Source organism: Sphingobium sp. B2D3A, from assembly GCF_025961795.1.
Classification (GTDB): Bacteria; Pseudomonadota; Alphaproteobacteria; order Sphingomonadales; family Sphingomonadaceae; genus Sphingobium.
This window is the reverse complement of sequence record NZ_JAOQOI010000001.1, coordinates 515,296-532,320: the sequence shown is the minus strand read 5'-3', so window position 1 is coordinate 532,320 and position 17,025 is coordinate 515,296. Positions and strand designations below refer to the sequence as shown.

Annotated in this window: 16 protein-coding genes; 8 read left to right on the top strand and 8 right to left on the bottom strand. The window is 65.3% G+C overall.

Features of this window, described 5'->3' with window-relative positions; all coding sequences use genetic code 11:
- Nucleotides 1-68: 68 nt before the first annotated feature.
- The 3 genes from sucD to mdh form a co-directional block, all read right to left on the bottom strand.
- Nucleotides 69-953 (bottom strand): succinate--CoA ligase subunit alpha, encoded by an 885-nt coding sequence (gene sucD / locus M2337_RS02405; RefSeq protein ID WP_181560935.1) that lies wholly within the window; start codon nt 951-953, stop codon nt 69-71.
- Nucleotides 950-1,258: a GIY-YIG nuclease family protein gene (locus tag M2337_RS02400; protein ID WP_264571546.1), complete on the bottom strand. Its 309-nt coding sequence runs from the start codon at nt 1,256-1,258 to the stop codon at nt 950-952. Before M2337_RS02400 ends, sucD begins: the two co-directional genes overlap by 4 nt.
- 70 nt (nt 1,259-1,328) lie before the next feature.
- Nucleotides 1,329-2,291 (bottom strand): malate dehydrogenase, encoded by a 963-nt coding sequence (gene mdh / locus M2337_RS02395; RefSeq protein ID WP_264571545.1) that lies wholly within the window; start codon nt 2,289-2,291, stop codon nt 1,329-1,331.
- Nucleotides 2,292-2,742: 451 nt separating this feature from the next.
- Between mdh and groES the strand changes: the two genes are divergently transcribed.
- The 3 genes from groES to pepF all read left to right on the top strand — a co-directional run bounded on the left by groES (nt 2,743) and on the right by pepF (nt 6,768).
- On the top strand, nt 2,743-3,030 hold the full coding sequence (groES, locus tag M2337_RS02390) for a co-chaperone GroES (protein ID WP_181560932.1): 288 nt from the start codon (nt 2,743-2,745) through the stop codon (nt 3,028-3,030).
- Nucleotides 3,031-3,068: 38 nt separating this feature from the next.
- Complete coding sequence (groL, locus tag M2337_RS02385) at nt 3,069-4,715, top strand: chaperonin GroEL (protein ID WP_181560931.1); 1,647 nt, start codon at nt 3,069-3,071, stop codon at nt 4,713-4,715.
- A 187-nt stretch (nt 4,716-4,902) separates the two neighbouring features.
- Nucleotides 4,903-6,768 carry an oligoendopeptidase F gene (gene pepF, locus M2337_RS02380; protein ID WP_264571544.1) on the top strand — a complete coding sequence of 622 codons (1,866 nt, stop codon included), beginning with the start codon at nt 4,903-4,905 and terminating at the stop codon, nt 6,766-6,768.
- Between the two features lie 708 nt (nt 6,769-7,476).
- On the opposite strand, the gene M2337_RS02375 is transcribed toward pepF, so the two are convergent.
- Complete coding sequence (locus M2337_RS02375; RefSeq protein WP_264571543.1) at nt 7,477-7,686, bottom strand: hypothetical protein; 210 nt, start codon at nt 7,684-7,686, stop codon at nt 7,477-7,479.
- A gap of 10 nt (nt 7,687-7,696) precedes the next feature.
- Complete coding sequence (locus tag M2337_RS02370; RefSeq protein WP_264571542.1) at nt 7,697-8,104, bottom strand: EVE domain-containing protein; 408 nt, start codon at nt 8,102-8,104, stop codon at nt 7,697-7,699.
- Nucleotides 8,105-8,255: 151 nt separating this feature from the next.
- Between M2337_RS02370 and M2337_RS02365 the strand changes: the two genes are divergently transcribed.
- Nucleotides 8,256-9,203 carry an isopenicillin N synthase family dioxygenase gene (locus tag M2337_RS02365; protein ID WP_264571541.1) on the top strand — a complete coding sequence of 316 codons (948 nt, stop codon included), beginning with the start codon at nt 8,256-8,258 and terminating at the stop codon, nt 9,201-9,203.
- A gap of 83 nt (nt 9,204-9,286) precedes the next feature.
- Here the strand turns inward: M2337_RS02365 and M2337_RS02360 are convergent, their stop codons facing one another.
- Nucleotides 9,287-9,658, bottom strand: coding sequence for a dihydroneopterin aldolase (locus M2337_RS02360; protein ID WP_181560925.1), 372 nt, complete (start codon nt 9,656-9,658; stop codon nt 9,287-9,289).
- A 165-nt stretch (nt 9,659-9,823) separates the two neighbouring features.
- On the opposite strand from M2337_RS02360, the gene M2337_RS02355 reads away from it, so the two are divergent.
- The 4 genes from M2337_RS02355 to M2337_RS02340 all read left to right on the top strand — a co-directional run bounded on the left by M2337_RS02355 (nt 9,824) and on the right by M2337_RS02340 (nt 12,832).
- Complete coding sequence (locus M2337_RS02355) at nt 9,824-10,369, top strand: GNAT family N-acetyltransferase (RefSeq protein WP_264571540.1); 546 nt, start codon at nt 9,824-9,826, stop codon at nt 10,367-10,369.
- 83 nt (nt 10,370-10,452) lie between these two features.
- Nucleotides 10,453-11,019: a DUF1285 domain-containing protein gene (locus M2337_RS02350; protein ID WP_264571539.1), complete on the top strand. Its 567-nt coding sequence runs from the start codon at nt 10,453-10,455 to the stop codon at nt 11,017-11,019.
- Nucleotides 11,016-11,615, top strand: a complete 600-nt coding sequence (locus M2337_RS02345) for a CoA pyrophosphatase (protein ID WP_264571538.1) — start codon at nt 11,016-11,018, stop codon at nt 11,613-11,615. Before M2337_RS02350 ends, M2337_RS02345 begins: the two co-directional genes overlap by 4 nt.
- Nucleotides 11,612-12,832 (top strand): CCA tRNA nucleotidyltransferase, encoded by a 1,221-nt coding sequence (locus M2337_RS02340; RefSeq protein ID WP_264571537.1) that lies wholly within the window; start codon nt 11,612-11,614, stop codon nt 12,830-12,832. Before M2337_RS02345 ends, M2337_RS02340 begins: the two co-directional genes overlap by 4 nt.
- Here the strand turns inward: M2337_RS02340 and M2337_RS02335 are convergent.
- Nucleotides 12,796-14,511, bottom strand: a complete 1,716-nt coding sequence (locus M2337_RS02335) for a putative bifunctional diguanylate cyclase/phosphodiesterase (RefSeq protein WP_264571536.1) — start codon at nt 14,509-14,511, stop codon at nt 12,796-12,798. The genes M2337_RS02340 and M2337_RS02335 overlap by 37 nt on opposite strands.
- A 205-nt stretch (nt 14,512-14,716) precedes the next feature.
- Entirely contained in the window at nt 14,717-17,008 is a 2,292-nt protein-coding gene (gene parC, locus M2337_RS02330; protein ID WP_264571535.1) for a DNA topoisomerase IV subunit A, read from the bottom strand.
- Between the last annotated feature and the right edge of the window lie 17 nt (nt 17,009-17,025).

Below are 17,025 nucleotides of genomic sequence, written 5' to 3'. Positions count from 1 at the left end.
GAAGACGCCTGTGCCGCCATCCCGGACCGGCCTTTTAAGCCGTCCCGGGTGAAGCGGCTGTTAACCACCTACGCCTTGAGCACTTCAAGCAGCGTCGTGCCCAGCTCCGAAGGGCTGGCCGCAACCTTGATGCCCGCTGCTTCCATCGCCGCGATCTTGCTTTCCGCATCGCCCTTGCCGCCGGAGACGATCGCACCGGCATGGCCCATGCGGCGGCCCGGAGGCGCCGTACGGCCCGCGATGAAGCCGGCCATCGGCTTCTTGCGGCCCTTCTTGGCCTCGTCGATCAGGAACTGCGCGGCCTGCTCCTCGGCATCGCCGCCGATTTCGCCGATCATGATGATGCTCTGCGTCGCCTCGTCGGCGAGGAAAAGCTCCAGCACGTCGATGAAGTTGGTGCCGTTGACCGGATCGCCGCCGATGCCGACGGCAGTCGTCTGGCCAAGGCCGGCATTGGAGGTCTGGAACACCGCCTCATAGGTGAGCGTGCCCGAGCGCGAGACCACGCCCACGCTGCCCTTGCGGAAGATGGAGCCGGGCATGATGCCGATCTTGCACTCGTCGGGCGTCAGCACGCCGGGGCAGTTCGGGCCGATGAGGCGCGACTTGCTGCCCGAGAGCGCACGCTTCACGCGCACCATGTCGAGCACGGGAATGCCTTCGGTGATCGTGACGATCAGCGGCACTTCCGCGTCGATCGCTTCAAGGATCGAGTCCGCGGCGAATGGCGGCGGCACGTAGATGACGCTCGCGGTGGCGCCGGTCTTGGCCACGGCTTCTTCCACCGTGTCGAACACCGGCAGGCCGATGTGGCTGGTGCCGCCTTTGCCCGGCGTCACGCCACCGACCATCTGCGTGCCATAGGCCAGCGCCTGTTCGGTGTGGAACGTGCCGGTCGCGCCGGTCATGCCCTGCGTGATGACCTTGGTGTTCTTGTCGACGAGGATGCTCATGGGCTCGCTTCGCTTCCTTGTTCCCCGGCGAAGGCCGGGGTCCAGTTCTGACAGATGGACTCGAACAGATCGTTCCAGTCCGGGTTTATTTCTTCAATGATCCGCAGTTCGCGCTGTCGCGCGTTCTGAAGATCGTCATGGGCTTCGAACCAAACCAGCAGCTTGCAGCCATATTTGGTGGTGAAGCCCTTGATCTCTCCTGTCCGATGCTGCGTGACCCGTCTCACCAGATCGCTCGTCACACCGGTATAAATCGTCCCGTTCCGCCGACTTGCCATGATGTAGACATAGCCGGCGCAGGTCATTGCATCACGGCCGCTGCTGGGCCCCGGCCTTCGCCGGGGAACAGGAGGAGCAAGCGATGCGCGTCATCGCTTAGGCCAGGCTCGGATCGATGCCCTTGCAGGCCACCAGCAGTTCCTTGACCGCATCGACGCTGACCTGGAGGTTGCCCTTGGCTTCGTCATCCAGCTCGATCTCGACGATCTGCTCGATGCCGTCCTTGCCGATGATCACCGGCACGCCGACATACAGGCCGTCGACGCCGTACTTGCCCTCGACATAGGCGGCGCAGGGCAGCAGGCGCTTCTGGTCGCCCAGATAGGCCTCCGCCATGGCGATGCCGCTGGTCGCGGGTGCATAATAAGCCGAGCCGGTCTTGAGCAGGCCGACGATCTCGCCGCCGCCCGAACGGGTGCGCTGCACGATGGCATCGATACGCTCCTTGGTGGAGCGGCCCTGCTTGATGAGGTCGGGCACGGGGATGCCGGCGACGGTGGAATATTGCACGACCGGCACCATGGTATCGCCATGGCCGCCGAGCACGAAGGTCGTGACGTCCTTGGCGGACACTTCGAACTCTTCGGCGATGAAGTGGCTGAACCGGGCCGAATCGAGCACGCCGGCCATGCCGACGACCTTGTTGTGCGGCAGGCCGGAGAATTCGCGCAGCGCCCAGACCATCGCGTCGAGCGGGTTGGTGATGCAGATCACGAACGCGTCGGGCGCATTGTCGCGAATGCCCTCGCCGACGGCCTTCATGACCTTGAGGTTGATGCCGAGCAGGTCGTCACGGCTCATGCCCGGCTTGCGGGCGACGCCGGCGGTGACGATGATGACGTCGGCCCCGGCAATGTCCGCATAGTCGTTGGAGCCGGTGATCTTGGCGTCGAAGCCTTCGACCGGACCGCACTGCGAGAGATCGAGCGCCTTGCCCTGGGGAATCCCTTCGACCACGTCGAACAGGACGATATCGCCAAGCCCTTTGAGAGCCGCGAGGTGAGCAAGCGTGCCGCCGATATTGCCGGCACCAATAAGCGCGATCTTCTTCCGGGCCATGCGCGTCTCCTTCTTTGCGCGGTGGTCGATGAGGCGCCCATAGGCCCAATTTCCTTACCGTTCAATGACGATCGGGCCAGATTCCGGCTTTTCTTTGCGATTAGTTCGCAATATCATTTAGGGGCGTTCAGCCGGTTCTTGGGGCCGATGAGTGACCTCCATCCATGGATCGTGACGCCTTCGACGCGATATCGTCCAACGACCGAGAACGGCGAACGGTCCACCGCGCGGGCGAAAGATCGAATAGTTTTTTGCTGCACCGCGCCTTGACGCGGCGTTGAACCGAACCATATGGCGGCCGTTAGCACTCACTCGCTGACAGTGCTAACACAGTGTTTCACAGGCGGGGTGCCGGAGTCGGTATCCGGGGGGCGCGCAGGCTTCGGCAAGGGCCGGCCGGGCGATCCATCGGACATCGACAGCGCCCGCCGCTATGGAAAGGACTTGGATAATGGGATTTCGTCCGCTGCACGATCGCGTGCTCGTTCGCCGCATCGAAGCCGATGAGAAGACTGCCGGTGGCATCATCATTCCCGACAGCGCCAAGGAAAAGCCGCAGGAAGGCGAGATCGTCTCTGTGGGCACGGGCGCCAAGGCGGAAGACGGCAAGGTGACGCCGCTCGACGTCAAGGCCGGTGACCGCGTGCTGTTCGGCAAGTGGTCCGGCACCGAGGTCAAGGTCGACGGTGAAGATCTGCTCATCATGAAGGAAAGCGACATTCTGGGCGTCATCGCCTGATTTTCGCACTCCGTTGAATTCAAGGAAGGACTAGCAACATGGCAGCCAAGGACGTCAAATTTTCCCGCGATGCCCGTGAGCGCATCCTGCGCGGCGTGGACATTCTCGCCGATGCAGTGAAGGTCACCCTCGGTCCCAAGGGCCGTAACGTCGTGATCGACAAGAGCTTCGGCGCCCCCCGCATCACCAAGGACGGTGTGTCGGTCGCCAAGGAAATCGAGCTCAAGGATAAGTTCGAGAACATGGGCGCCCAGATGGTGCGCGAAGTGGCCTCGAAGACCAACGACATTGCCGGTGACGGCACCACCACCGCGACCGTTCTCGCCCAGGCGATCGTGCGCGAAGGCATGAAGTCAGTTGCGGCCGGCATGAACCCGATGGACCTTAAGCGCGGCATCGACCTCGCTGTGACCAAGGTTGTCGAGGACCTCAAGGCCCGCTCCAAGGCCGTTTCCGGCAACAAGGAAATCGCCCAGGTCGGCATCATCTCGGCCAATGGCGACACCGAAGTCGGCGAGAAGATCGCCGAGGCCATGGAAAAGGTCGGCAAGGAAGGCGTGATCACGGTCGAGGAAGCCAAGGGCCTCGATTTCGAGCTGGACGTCGTGGAAGGCATGCAGTTCGACCGCGGCTACCTCTCGCCCTACTTCATCACCAACCCCGAGAAGATGCAGGTCGAGCTGGCTGACCCCTACATCCTCATCCACGAGAAGAAGCTCTCCTCGCTGCAGGCGCTGCTTCCCATCCTGGAGGCTGTGGTGCAGTCGGGCCGTCCGCTGCTCATCATCGCCGAGGACATCGAGGGTGAGGCTCTGGCCACGCTCGTCGTCAACAAGCTGCGTGGTGGCCTGAAGGTCGCTGCCGTGAAGGCGCCGGGCTTCGGTGACCGTCGCAAGGCCATGCTGGAAGACATCGCCGTCCTCACCAAGGGCGAGGTGATCTCCGAAGATCTCGGCATCAAGCTCGAGAACGTCACGGTCGGCATGCTCGGCACCGCCAAGCGCGTCACCATCGACAAGGACAACACCACCATCGTCGATGGCGCTGGCGATGCGGATGCCATCAAGGGCCGCACCGAGCAGATCCGCGCGCAGATCGAGACGACCACGTCCGACTATGACCGCGAGAAGCTGCAGGAGCGTCTGGCCAAGCTGGCTGGCGGCGTGGCCGTCATCAAGGTTGGCGGTGCGTCCGAGGTCGAGGTGAAGGAGCGCAAGGATCGCGTTGACGATGCGCTGCACGCAACCCGCGCAGCTGTCGAGGAAGGCATTGTCCCCGGCGGTGGTACGGCTCTGCTGTACGCCACCAAGGCGCTGGCCGGCCTCAAGGGCGTCAATGACGACCAGACCCGCGGCATCGACATCATCCGCAAGGCCATCGAAGCGCCGCTGCGTCAGATCGCCCAGAATGCGGGCTTCGACGGTGCCGTCGTCGCTGGCAACCTGCTGCGCGAAAATGACGAGACCCGGGGCTTCAACGCTTCGACCGACGTCTATGAGAACCTGGTGGAAGCCGGCGTGATCGACCCGACCAAGGTTGTGCGCGCGGCTCTGCAGGACGCGGCTTCGGTTGCCGGTCTGCTCATCACCACCGAGGCGACCATTGCCGAGCTGCCCGAGGACAAGTCCTCGGCTCCGGCTGGCATGCCCGGCGGCATGGGTGGCATGGGCGGCATGGACTTCTAAGAAGTTCACCGTTTTGGTATCAGGGAAGGCCGTCGGGAAACCGGCGGCCTTTTCCTTTGGGCAACGGCGGGCCGTGCGGGCGCCGCCGGTTTCGCACAAGCATCTTCCCATCGGCGCGCAATGCCGACACAGTAGGACATCGCAACCTGGCGCTGCCTGTTCCGCGGCGCCCGATCAGGATGACCGCATGACCGACCTTTCCCGCCGCGAAGCCGTGGCCGCCGCCGCCATTGCCGGCCTCGCCGCGCTGGCGCCCGCCTCGCTCGCCGCGCAAACCGCCTCCAACCGGGATATCACCTGGGATCTCAGCGCGCTTTATGCCGATGATGCCGCATGGGACAGCGCCCGCCGTTCCGCGCTCGAGGCGGTCAAGGGCATGGCGGCCTATAAGGGACGGCTCGGCGAAAGTGCCGAGACGCTCGCGGCGGCCTTCACCATGCAGTCCGACCTCTACCGGCAGATTCTGCGCGTCTATGTCTATGCCAGCCTGCGTGCCGACGAGGATGTGCGCGTCTCTGCGAACCAGGAGAAGCAGGGGCAGGCGGTTGACCTGTTCACCGCGTTCAGCGAGGCCAGCGCCTGGATCGCGCCGGAAGTGCTCAGCATTGGCGAGGCGAAGATCAAGCAGTTCATCGCCGGCAATGCCGTGTTGCGCGATCGGTTCGATCATGCGCTGGCCGACATGCTGCGTCGCGCGCCGCATACCCTCTCGCCGGAAGGCGAAGGGCTGCTGGCGAGCGCAACATCCGTGCTCTCGGCGCCGGGCGACATTTCGGACCAGTTGCGCAGCTCGGACATCCCCTGGCCCAGCATCACCCTGTCCACCGGCGAGAAAGTGAAGCTCGACAATCAGGGCTATACCGTCCACCGCGCGGCACCCGAGCGGGCGGATCGCAAGGCGGTGTTCGATGCCTTCTGGAAGACCTATGGGGAGTTCCGCAACAGCTTCGGTGCGACCTATCTGGCGCAGGTCCGCGGCAATATCTTCGATGCAAAGGCGCGCAAATATCCCACCGCGCTGGCATCGGCCCTCGCCGGATCGAATGTGCCGGAGGCCGTCTATCGCACGTTGGTGGCGGAGACCAACAAGGGCCTGCCCCAGCTTCATCGCTATTTCGAGCTGCGCCGCCGGATGCTCAAGCTGCCGGACCTCTATTATTACGATATCTACCCGCCGCTGGTGGAAACGGGGCGCCGCTTTTCGCTCGACGAGATGCGCCGATTGACGCTCGCGGCGGTGCAGCCGCTGGGGCGCGATTATGCCGCCTCCCTCTCACGCGCGACGGCCGCGCGGTGGATGGACCCGTGGCCACGGACCGGCAAGCGGCCGGGCGCCTATATGCAGTCCAGCGCCTATGATGTGCATCCCTATCTGCTGCTCAATCTGAGTGACGAATATGAGAGCCTGAGCACCTATGCGCATGAGTGGGGCCATGCCATGCACAGCCTGCTCGCCAATGCCGCGCAACCTTTCGAGAAAGCGGATTATCCGATCTTCACCGCCGAGATCGCCTCGACGCTGAACGAGCTGCTGCTGCTCGATTATATGGAGTCGCAGGCCAAGACGCGCGAGGAGAAGCTCTTCTATCTCGGCCAGCGGATGGAGAATATTCGCGGCACCTTCTTCCGCCAGACGATGTTCGCCGAGTTCGAACTGGTGGCGCATGACCGGGCCGAGGCGGGCGATGGTCTGTCGGGTGGCGCCTTCACCACGCTCTACACCGATCTGCTGGCGCGCTACCATGGGCCGAAGGTCGGCATGGAGCCGGCCTATGGCAATGAGTGGGCCTATATTCCGCACTTCTACAACAGCTTCTATGTCTACCAATATGCCACCTGCTTCTCCGCCGCCGTCTATTTCGCGGGGGAGATCAAGCGCGGCGGGGCGAAGGCGCGGGACAATTATCTGGCCGTGCTCAAGGCCGGCGGCTCGGATTATCCGGTCGAGATCCTCAAGCGCGCGGGGCTGAACATGGCGGGGCCGGAGCCCTATCGTGCCGTCGTCCAGCTCCTGTCGGATACGCTGGATGAGGCCGAGGCGCTGATGGCCTGAGCGAAGGCCGGGGCGCGGGGTTTTTACCGCGCGCGACTCATGAAAATGGGGGCCGGCATCGCTACCGGCCCCCACGATGCCATCGCCTTCCAGCCCGTCTCCGGGACATCCAGCGTCTGGCACGACGCTCTCGATCGTCAGATCGTGCGCCTCACGTCCTGTTCCTTGCGGAAGTCCGACGTGCTGATCCGGCTGCGGCAGGCCGCCTTCGGATCGACCGCGCGAGGCTCGCCCGAAGGGCAAGCCGTGGCGGCCTTTGCGGATGTGGGATCATGCCTAGACGGCAGAGCCTGCATCCTTCCCGCTGCCTCGCGATCCTGTTCCCGGGGGAAGCGTGATCCTGCGGTTGGCGGCGGGTCGAACCAATCCGCCGAGCGCGTTGCCGCGCGCAGGTCTCGGTCCGTAAGATCGACTCAACATTCTGATTAAACAGAATATTTCTGTCTCTCTATGGCTTGATGGTCTCACGAGAATCGAGTCGTGCAAAGCATTATCCGCCGCTGCAACGCGGTGACCGCGATCAAAACTGTGGATGAGTGTGGATAAGTCCGGGGATAATCCGCGCCGGTCCAATCATTGTTCCGCGCTGTAGTGAAGCGCCCGCAGATTCGCCAGCAAAAAGGCGCACAAAAAAGGCGACGCCTTGCAGCGTCGCCTTTTTGATTTGCAGCTAGGCGACCTCAGTGGGTCGCGCCGTGCCTCAGCTGCTTACAGACCGCCGAACGGAACGCTCATGGCAGCGGCAGAGATGTAGGCAGCAAAAATCTTCTTGAGAATGGTCATGTCGTGGCTCCCGGAATTGATCGGGCGCAGCGCCCGGGTCTCTGGAGGCCATTTGTGTTGCAACGCAGCAAAGTTCAATTGCAAAGGCCGGGTGATGGATGCAAAAACTGCAATCGTTGTGGCCTGCGCATTCAATTGGAAATGCTCATTGCTCTGATAAATCAACGATTCTCTGGAATTCCTCGTCGCTCACCGCCGACACGGACAGGCGCGATTGTCGCACCAAAGCCATGTTCGCAAATGCAGGATCGGCCTTGATCTGCTTGAGCGTGACCGGCTTGGCGAGTTTGCGCACCGGCGCGACTTCCACCGCGAACCACTTGCCGGTCTCGTCCGTGCTGTCCTGCTCGGCCCCGCGCACGATCTCCAGGATGCCGACGCATTCGACGCCGATATTGCTGTGATAAAACAGCGCCTGGTCACCGACCTCCATCGCCTTCATGTTCAGCTTGGCGGCATGGTTGCGCACCCCGTCCCACTCGGCGCGACCCTTCTCGACCAGATCGTCCCAGGAGAACACATCGGGCTCCGATTTCATCAGCCAGTAGCGCATGGGCGATCGATCCTCCTTTGCCAGCCTGCCCGGGCGCCATTCCATGCCGGTACGCGGCGTGCAAGGGCCTTCCGCCTGCCAGGCCCGGCGTGACAGCCGCGCCGCGAACGCCTAGTCAGGCATCATCATTTCACGTTCGAGTGAGACCGTCATGACGTCATCCGATCCGCTGGGGCATGTCCCCACTCTCTCGCTCGCGCGCCTCTCGCCGCAGGATTTCGCCGACGCGATCGGCAGCAGCTTCCGCGAATATGGCTTCGCCATCGTCACCGATCATGGGATGGACCCGGACCTCGTGGCGCGGGGGTGGACGCTGGCAAAGGCGTTCTTCGCGCTGCCCGATCCGGTCAAGCGCGCCTATCTCGTGCCCGGCGGCGCGGGACAGCGCGGCTACACGGCGTTCGGGACAGAGGTCGCCAAGGGCGCCAGCGAGAATGACCTCAAGGAATTCTGGCATGTCGGCCGCGCCCTGCCGGCCGGTCATCCCCTCGCCGAGGATATGCCGCCCAACATCTGGCCGGGCGAGATCGCGGGGTTCGAGGAGACTTTTACAGCGCTGTTCGCGGCGTTCGATGCCGTGGGCGCGCGCATCCTCTCCGGCGTCGCGCGCCATCTCGGCCTGGCGCCCGACTGGTTCGACGCCAAGATCGACGAGGGCAATTCCATCCTGCGGCTGCTGCATTATCCGCCCGTCTCCGCGCAGGCGCCCGGCATTCGCGCGGGCGCGCATGAGGACATCAACCTCATCACCCTACTGCTCGGCGCGGAGGAAGGCGGGCTGCAGCTGCTGACGCGCGAGGGTGATTGGATTCCGGCCACGCCGCCGGCCGGCGCGCTGGTCATCAATGTCGGCGATATGCTGCAGCGGCTGACCAATCATGTGCTGCCCTCGACCAGCCACCGCGTCGTCAATCCCCCGCCCGAGCGCCGCCACATCCCGCGCTATTCCATGCCTTTCTTCCTGCATCTGGAGCCGGACGTGATGATCGAGGCGCTGCCGCAATGCGTGAGCGCGGAGAATCCGCTGCGTGAACCGCCGATCAGCGCGCATGATTATCTGCATGAACGGCTGCGCGAGATTGGGCTGAAGAAGGGTTAGGTTTTCACGCCCCCACACATTTCGTTCGTGTCTCGACTTCGCTCGACACGAACGGGGGGCGGAGGGATGTGGGTCTGCGGACCCTATTTCCGCCAGCGGGAGAGGGTGATGCCGATCTTTTCGTTCCGCTCGGAGAGGGCCAGCTTGACGATCTTCACCGTCACATGGCGCGCCTTGCGGTCCTGCAGGAAGATGGTGTCGATGATGTGATCGGCCACGGCCTCGACCAGCATGAAGTGCTGGCCCCGGGTGATCGCCGTGGTCGCCGCATGCTTGAGGTCCATATAGTTTTTGGACGTGCTGAGCGGCGTATTCGGCTCGTAATGGCTGCGATGCTCGAGCAGGGCGCGAATGCTGATTCGCAGCGGCTGCGGCAGATGGGTTTCCTCGGAATAGATGCCGGTCAGCACATCCACCTCAAGATCCTCAATCTCGAGCAGCAGCATGTCATCCATGGGATTCACGCCGTTTGCCGGATTGGCGCTGTGCCCTCCCGTTCCTGGCATTCCCGCCTCGCGTCCCGCCATCATAGCCTCGAATAACCCTTTTCATTTGGGCGTGAAGCGCTAAAGGCCGCCGCCTCGGGCGCTATTGCCCGCTCGGAAGGCGGACGGCAAGCGGTGACACGGATCGGCGAGCTGGCAGGAACCGGAGACGCGGCCATCACCGCGCTGCTCGATGCGGCATTTGGCCCGGCGCGCCACGGCCGCACGGCCTATCGCATCCGCCTGGGCATGGCCTGGTTCACGGACCTCTCCTTCGCCGCCTTCGATTCGGACGGGCAACTGATCGGCACGCTGCAAAGCTGGCCGGTGGCCCTGCACGGCCCGGACGGTCGCGAGACACCGCTGATAATGGTCGGGCCGGTCGCGGTGGTCCCCGCGATGCAGCGCCATGGCACCGGCCGTGCGCTGATGGACCGGCTGATCGAAACCGTCGATCTGCATCCGGGCGATCCGCTGGTGATGATCGGCGATCCCGAATATTATGGCCGCTTCTGGGGCTTTACGGCCGATGCAACGGGGGATTGGGCCGTGCCCGGTCCGGTCGAGCGGCACCGCTTGCTGACCCGCGCGGCGCCCGGCATGGTGCTGCCCTCCGCTGGCAGTCTTGGCCCGCGCGGCACGGCCCTGGTGGCGGGGGCGGCGGCCACGCCGGCGGTCTGAGCGCGCTGATCGCGGTCAGCACCGCGTGGCACCAGTGCGAGACGCCCTTTGCCAAGCCGGCTGGCCTTGCCTATCTGCAGCGCATGGTTGCGCCTCTCGATCCCGGTTCCGATCTGCCCATTGTCGGCGTCCCGCAGGATGCCGATCCGGCGCGCCCCTATCCGGTCATGGACTGGTCGCCCACGCGCTGCGGGCACAGCGCCATGCGAATCGATGCGCAGGGCCGCTGGTTTCATGAAGAGCGCGAGATCCGCCGCCCCGAACTGGTGAGCCTGTTCGCGCGCCTGTTGCGGCGCGAGCCGGACGGGCGGCATGTGCTGGTGACCCCGGTCGAGATGCTCGACATTGAGGTCGAGGACGCGCCTTTGTTCGCGGTGGAAATGGCAAGCGATGGGGACGGGCAGGCGCGCACGCTGCGGTTTCGGATTGGAGCGACCGGGCAGTGGATCACGGCGGACGGCGCCCATCCGCTGGGGATGGAAGAGAATGCGGCCGGGCCGCGTCCTGCGCTCGGGCTGGAGGCCGGGCTGCGGGCCCGGCTGATCCGCCCGGTCTATTATGCGCTGGCCGATCTTGCCATTGCGGAGGGGCACGATCCCCTGGGCCTGTGGAGCGGCGGCGTCTTTCACGCGCTGGAGACGGCAGCATGAGCTGGCGGGACCGGCTGACCGCCTCTTTGCGGCCGGAATTCGACTCGGCGCATACCCATGATTTCTTCCTGTATCGCAACCGGCCCGAGCCGGCGGGGCCGTTCACGCCGGCAGCGGTGCTGATCGCCGTAACCGACCGCCCCGATCCGGGCATGATATTCACCCTGCGCCACGCAGGGCTGCGCGCCCATGCCGGGCAGGTCGCCTTCCCTGGTGGCCGGCTGGACCCGGGTGATCGCGACGCGGTGGAGGCGGCGCTGCGCGAGGCGCATGAGGAAATCGCGCTGCCGCCCGAAGCGGTGGAGGTGATGGGCCGATCGGATCGCTTCCGCACCGGCACGGGGTTCGAGATCGAGCCGATTGTCGGCATCGTCCCGCCCGATCTGGCGTTGCGGCCTTCCGAGGCGGAGGTTGACGCCATCTTCGAGGTGCCGCTCGATTTCCTGCTCGATCCCGCCAACCGCGCCTTGCGCACCGTGGATTGGGAAGGCGGCACCCGCAGCTATTACGAGTTTCTGTGGCAGGAGCACCGCATCTGGGGCGTGACGGCAGCGATGCTGGTCAACCTCGCCCGGCGCATCGAGGCGGCCGCATGAGCGCGCCCCTCCCCGAGCGGCTTCCCGATGCCGAGTGGCGGGCTTGGCCGGGCCTGTTGGCACTCTGTGAGGCGCTGGGCGCGGACCAAGGCGAAGCGCGTTTCGTCGGCGGCGCGGTGCGGGATGCCCTGCTGGGCATCGCGGTTAAGGATATCGACATCGCCACCGTCCACCTGCCGGAGGAGGTGGTCCGGCGCGTCAAGGCCGCTGGCCTGCGCGCCGTGCCGACCGGCATCGCGCATGGCACGATCACCGCCATTCTCGATCATCGCCCGATCGAGATCACCACATTGCGCCGGGATGTTTCCACCGACGGGCGCCGGGCCACGGTCGCCTTCGGCACGGATTGGCGAGATGACGCGGGCCGCCGCGACTTCACGATGAACGCGCTTTATGCCGATCCCGCCAGTGGCGCCTTGTCCGATTATTTCGACGGGCGCGCCGATCTGCTGGCTCGCCGCGTGCGCTTCATCGGTGATCCCAATCAGCGAATCGCCGAGGATCATCTGCGCATCCTGCGCTATTTCCGCTTTACGGCCCGGTTCGGCACGCTGGATCGTGACACGCCGGATTATCGCGCCTGCGTGGCGCACGCGACCAGCCTCATGGCGCTCTCTCGCGAGCGCGTCGCGGACGAGATGCTCAAGCTGCTCGGTCTGCCCGACCCGGCCGACGTGATCGCGGCGATGGTGGGCGATGCAGTGCTGGCGTCCGTGCTGCCGGAGATCGATGCGCAGGGCGTGGCCGCCTTGCGCGCGCTGATCGCCGCCGAGCAGGCGACGGGCATTGCGCCCGCCGGCTTGCGTCGTCTGGCGGCGCTGCTTCCGCCCGATGGCGCGCTGGCCGATCAGGTCGGTGCACGGCTGCGCCTCTCCAACAAGGCGCGGCAGCGTTTGCGTGCGGCGGCTACGCTGGCCTCGGCGGCCACTCCGCAGGCACTGGCCTATGCGCTGGGCGAGGACAGCGCGGTCGATCAGCTGCTGCTGGGCCGGGCCTTTTCGCCCGACTGCGCGCCCGCGCTGATCGGCTGGCAGGCGCCGCGCCTGCCGCTTTCGGGGGGCGATCTGATTGCGATGGGGCTGACGGCTGGCCCGCAGGTGGCGCGGACGCTTCAGGCGCTGGAGAGGGCATGGATCGACCGGGGCTTTCCCGCGCCGGAGGAGACGCGCGAGATGGCGCGTCAGATGGTCGGGGCGGCGCTGCGCTCCAGCCAGTAGTGGAAGGCCTCCTGCGGCGGCAGGGGGCGGGCGAAGTGATAGCCCTGACCGTAATGGCAGCCGAGCTTGCGCAGGGCATCGGCCATGTCCGGCGTCTCGATGCCTTCCGCGGTGGTTTCCATGCCCAGCGCGCCTGCAAGGCTGACGATGGCGCGCACGATGGCGATCTTGTCGGCGTCGCCGATCATGTCCGTCACGAAGCTGCGGTCGATCTTGAGCACGTCGATGGGGAGCGACTGGAGGCTGGCGAGGTTGGAAAAGCCGGTGCCGAAATCGTCCATCGCCACCGTCACGTCCATCGCCTGCAGCGCGCCGAGCAATTGCCGGGTCTTGTCCGGGTCGGCGATCAGGGCGCTTTCGGTCAGCTCGATGATCAGGCGGTTGCCGGCAATGCCGGCATAGCGCAGCGCTTCTTCCACCGCGCGGGGCACATTGTCGCGCACCATCTGCACCGGTGAGAGGTTGACGTTCATGGTGATCGGCAGGGTTTCCCCGAATCGCCTGTCCCAATCCGCGAGGGTCTGCACGCACTCGCACATCGCCCAGCGCCCCAGCGGCACGATCAGCCCCGATTCCTCGGCGACAGGAATGAACTCATTGGGGGAGACCTGCCCCAGCACCGAATCTTCCCAGCGGGTGAGCGCCTCGAAGCCCTTCACCGCGCCGGTCTGCAGGTTGATGAGCGGCTGGAACACCATGGTCAGCTCGCCATTGTCGATCGCCTCGCGCAGGCGGTTCTCCAGTGTGAAGCGCTTGAGCGCCTCGCGGAGCACATTGGCGCGGTAGACCTCCAGCGCGCCGGATTTCTTGGCGCGCTTCACGGCCGCCTGCGCCTGCCGGAGCAGCCGCTCGATATCGTCGCTGTCTTCCTGCGCCAGCGCACAGCCCAGCGCGACCTCGACGTTGATGAGATAGGTGGAGAGACGGATCGGTGTCTCAAAGGCCTTGCGCACGCGCTCGGCGATCTGCAGCACTTCGGACAGGCCATGGCCGACATGGGCGAAGATGGCGAACTCGTTGCCGCCGATTCGGGCCAGCACGTCGCCCGCCCGCAGCACGGATTTGACGCGCCGCGCGACGGTGATGATCAGCTCGTCACCTGCCATGGCGCCCAGCGATTCGTTGATGCGGCTGAACCGCACGAGATCGAAGCCGATGATCGCATAGGTCGCCTTGCTCGCGGCCGGGCGGCCGTTTTCGGCGAGGCCTTCGATCTGCTCCACAAAGCCGATGCGGTTGGGCAGCGAGGTCAGGCTGTCCGTCATCAGCTCCTTGCGCAATGTGCTTTCCGCATTGCGCTCGCTGGTGCGGTCCGTGGCGGTGAAGAGCACCAGCCGGGCGGGCTGCGCATCGTCTTCCTCCACCCAGGTCAGCGAGCAGCTGTAGGCGCGCAGCCCGAGCCGGTCATGAAATTCCAGCTCGAAGCGGTCGGAGCGGCGCTGCGAATCGAACATCGCCTGCGCGCGGTGCCGCCAGTTACGCTGCCTGCGCTGGCTGTCCTCGCAGTCGAGCAATTCGTTGGCGGCCTGATCCTCGACGAAGCTGAAAAACTCCGCATTGCCGACCAGAACGTGCAGGCCTGAGGGGGATTGGGTCAACAGCGCGGCGGGATAAGGGAGCGCCTTGAGGAAGGCGGTATAGCCGCGCAGGTCGTCGACCGCCGGCAAGGGCGCTGTCATGGAGGCGTCAAAGGGCGCAGGCCGCGGGCGTGCCGCTGCCTCTACATGCTCCGTCTCGCGTTTTGCGCTTGCCGTCATGGATCGCCGGGTTAACGGCCCATGGTAAATTAAGGCTGAAAGTCTGGCGCAAGCCCCTATTTTTGTTGATGCTGCAACAGTCCCCCTCGTCCCGTGACGGGAAAAGGAGGATTTGTGCGCTGAGGGGTCAGTCGAATCGGTTGTCGCGGGGGAAGCCGTTGGGCGGCATCCGCCCGGCAGCGCCGCGGGCCGCGCGCCAGGAGAGCAGGTCGGTTTCGGTGCGAGTCCGCCCGCTGTCCCCGCCCATCGTCCAGGAGAGGCCCTGCGCCAGCGTGAGCGTCATCGCGTCGGAGAGGCCGCCATCCTTGTAGCGCTGCAGGGTGACGCCCTGTCCGCGCGCCATTTCCGGCAGTTCGGCGAGCGAGAATATGACCAGCTTGCGATTCTCGCCGATGACAGCGACCGAATCGGCCCCCGGTGCCACCGGCCGCACCACCTTGAGCTGTGCGCCGGCCTTGAGGTTCACTACTTGCCGGCCCTTGCGGGTCTCGGCGATGATCTCGCTCATCGCGGCGATGAAGCCGCGCCCGTCGCTGGCGGCGAGCAGCAGCTTGCCGTCCGCCTTGGCCGGCAACAGCGCGACGATGTCGGTCTCATTGGCCAGATCGATCATCAGCCGCACCGGCTCGCCGAAGCCGCGCCCGCCCGGCAGCTTGTCCGCGCCCAGCGTGTAGAAGCGCCCATCCGATCCGGCGAGCAGCAGCTTGTCGGTGGTCTGCGCGTGGAAGGCATAGGCCGGGCCATCGCCTTCCTTGAACTTGAGCGCATCGGTCGCGGTGAGGTCGGCATGGCCCTTCATCGCGCGAATCCATCCGCGCTGGGACATGATGACGGTAATCGGCTCGCGCTCGATCATCGCTTCGAGCGGAATTTCGCGCGCCGGCCCGGCCTGCTCGAGCCCGGTTCGCCGTGCGCCGATGCCCTTTTCCGGCGTGTAGCGCTTGCGCAGATCGGCGAGGTCGCGCTTGAGGCGGGTGCGCTGGCGGGCGGGCGATTCGACGAGCTTGTGCAGATCCTCGCGTTCGGCGGCGAGGTCGTCGCGCTCGCGCCGCAACTCCATTTCTTCCAGCTTGCGCAGCGAGCGCAGCCGCATGTTGAGGATCGCCTCGGCCTGCCGGTCGGTCAGCTGGAACTCCGCCATCATCACCGGCTTGGGCTCATCCTCGCTGCGGATGATCTCGATCACCCGGTCGAGGTTGAGATAGGCGATGATATAGCCGTCGAGCAGTTCCAGCCGGTTGTCGATCTGTTCGATGCGGTGCCGGGCGCGGCGGACCAGCACCTCGATCTGGTGCTTGAGCCATTCGGTCAGCAGATCGCGCAGGCCCATCACGCGGGGCGTGTGGCTGGCATCCAGCACGTTCATGTTGAGCGGGAAGCGGCTCTCCAGATCGGTGAGGCGGAACAGGCTGTCCATCAGCACGTCCTGATCCACCGTGCGGGCGCGCGGCTCCAGCACGATGCGCAGCACCTCGTCCGACTCGTCGCGCACGTCGGCGAGGATCGGCAGCTTCTTGTCGGCGATGAGCTGGGCGATCTGCTCGATCAGCTTGCCCTTGGCAACGCCATAGGGAATCTCGTCGATCACCGCGATCCAGGTGCCGCGCCCTTCATCCTCGCGGTGCCAGCGTGCGCGCAGGCGCATGCTGCCCCGGCCGGTCGCATAAGCGTCCGAGATCACCGAGGGCGGATCGACGAGCACGCCGCCGGTCGGGAAATCCGGCCCTCTCATATACTGCATGAGCTGGGCGTGATCGGCTTCCGGCTGGTCGATCAGCAGGGTGGCCGCATCGATCACCTCGGCGACATTGTGCGGCGGAATGCTGGTCGCCATGCCCACCGCGATGCCGCTGGCGCCATTGGCGAGCAGATTGGGGAACAGGCCGGGGAAGACCTCGGGCTCTTCCTCCTCGCCATTATAGGTCGGGCGGAAATCGACGGTGCCATGGTCGAGGCCGGCCATCAGATCGGCAGCGGCCTGCGTCAGTCGCGCCTCGGTGTAGCGCATGGCGGCGGCGTTATCGCCATCGATATTGCCGAAATTGCCCTGCCCGTCGACCAGCGGGGTGCGCAGGGAGAAGTCCTGCGCCAGCCGGACCATCGCGTCATAGACCGAGGCGTCGCCATGCGGGTGATATTTGCCGATGACGTCGCCCACCACGCGGGCGCATTTCTTGTAGCTGGTGGTGTTGCGCTCGGGATTGGCGACCAGAATATCCGGCGCCGGCCCGCTCGGTTCGAGCCGCAAGAGGCGCATTGCCCACAGCAGACGGCGGTGGACCGGCTTCAAGCCGTCGCGCAGATCGGGCAGCGAGCGCGCGGTGATCGTGGAGAGCGCGTAGACCAGATATCGCTCGGACAGCGCGGAATCGAAGGGGTGGTCCTTGATGCTGTCCAGCGGATCGCGAAAATCTGTCATGCCGCGCGATTAGCAAG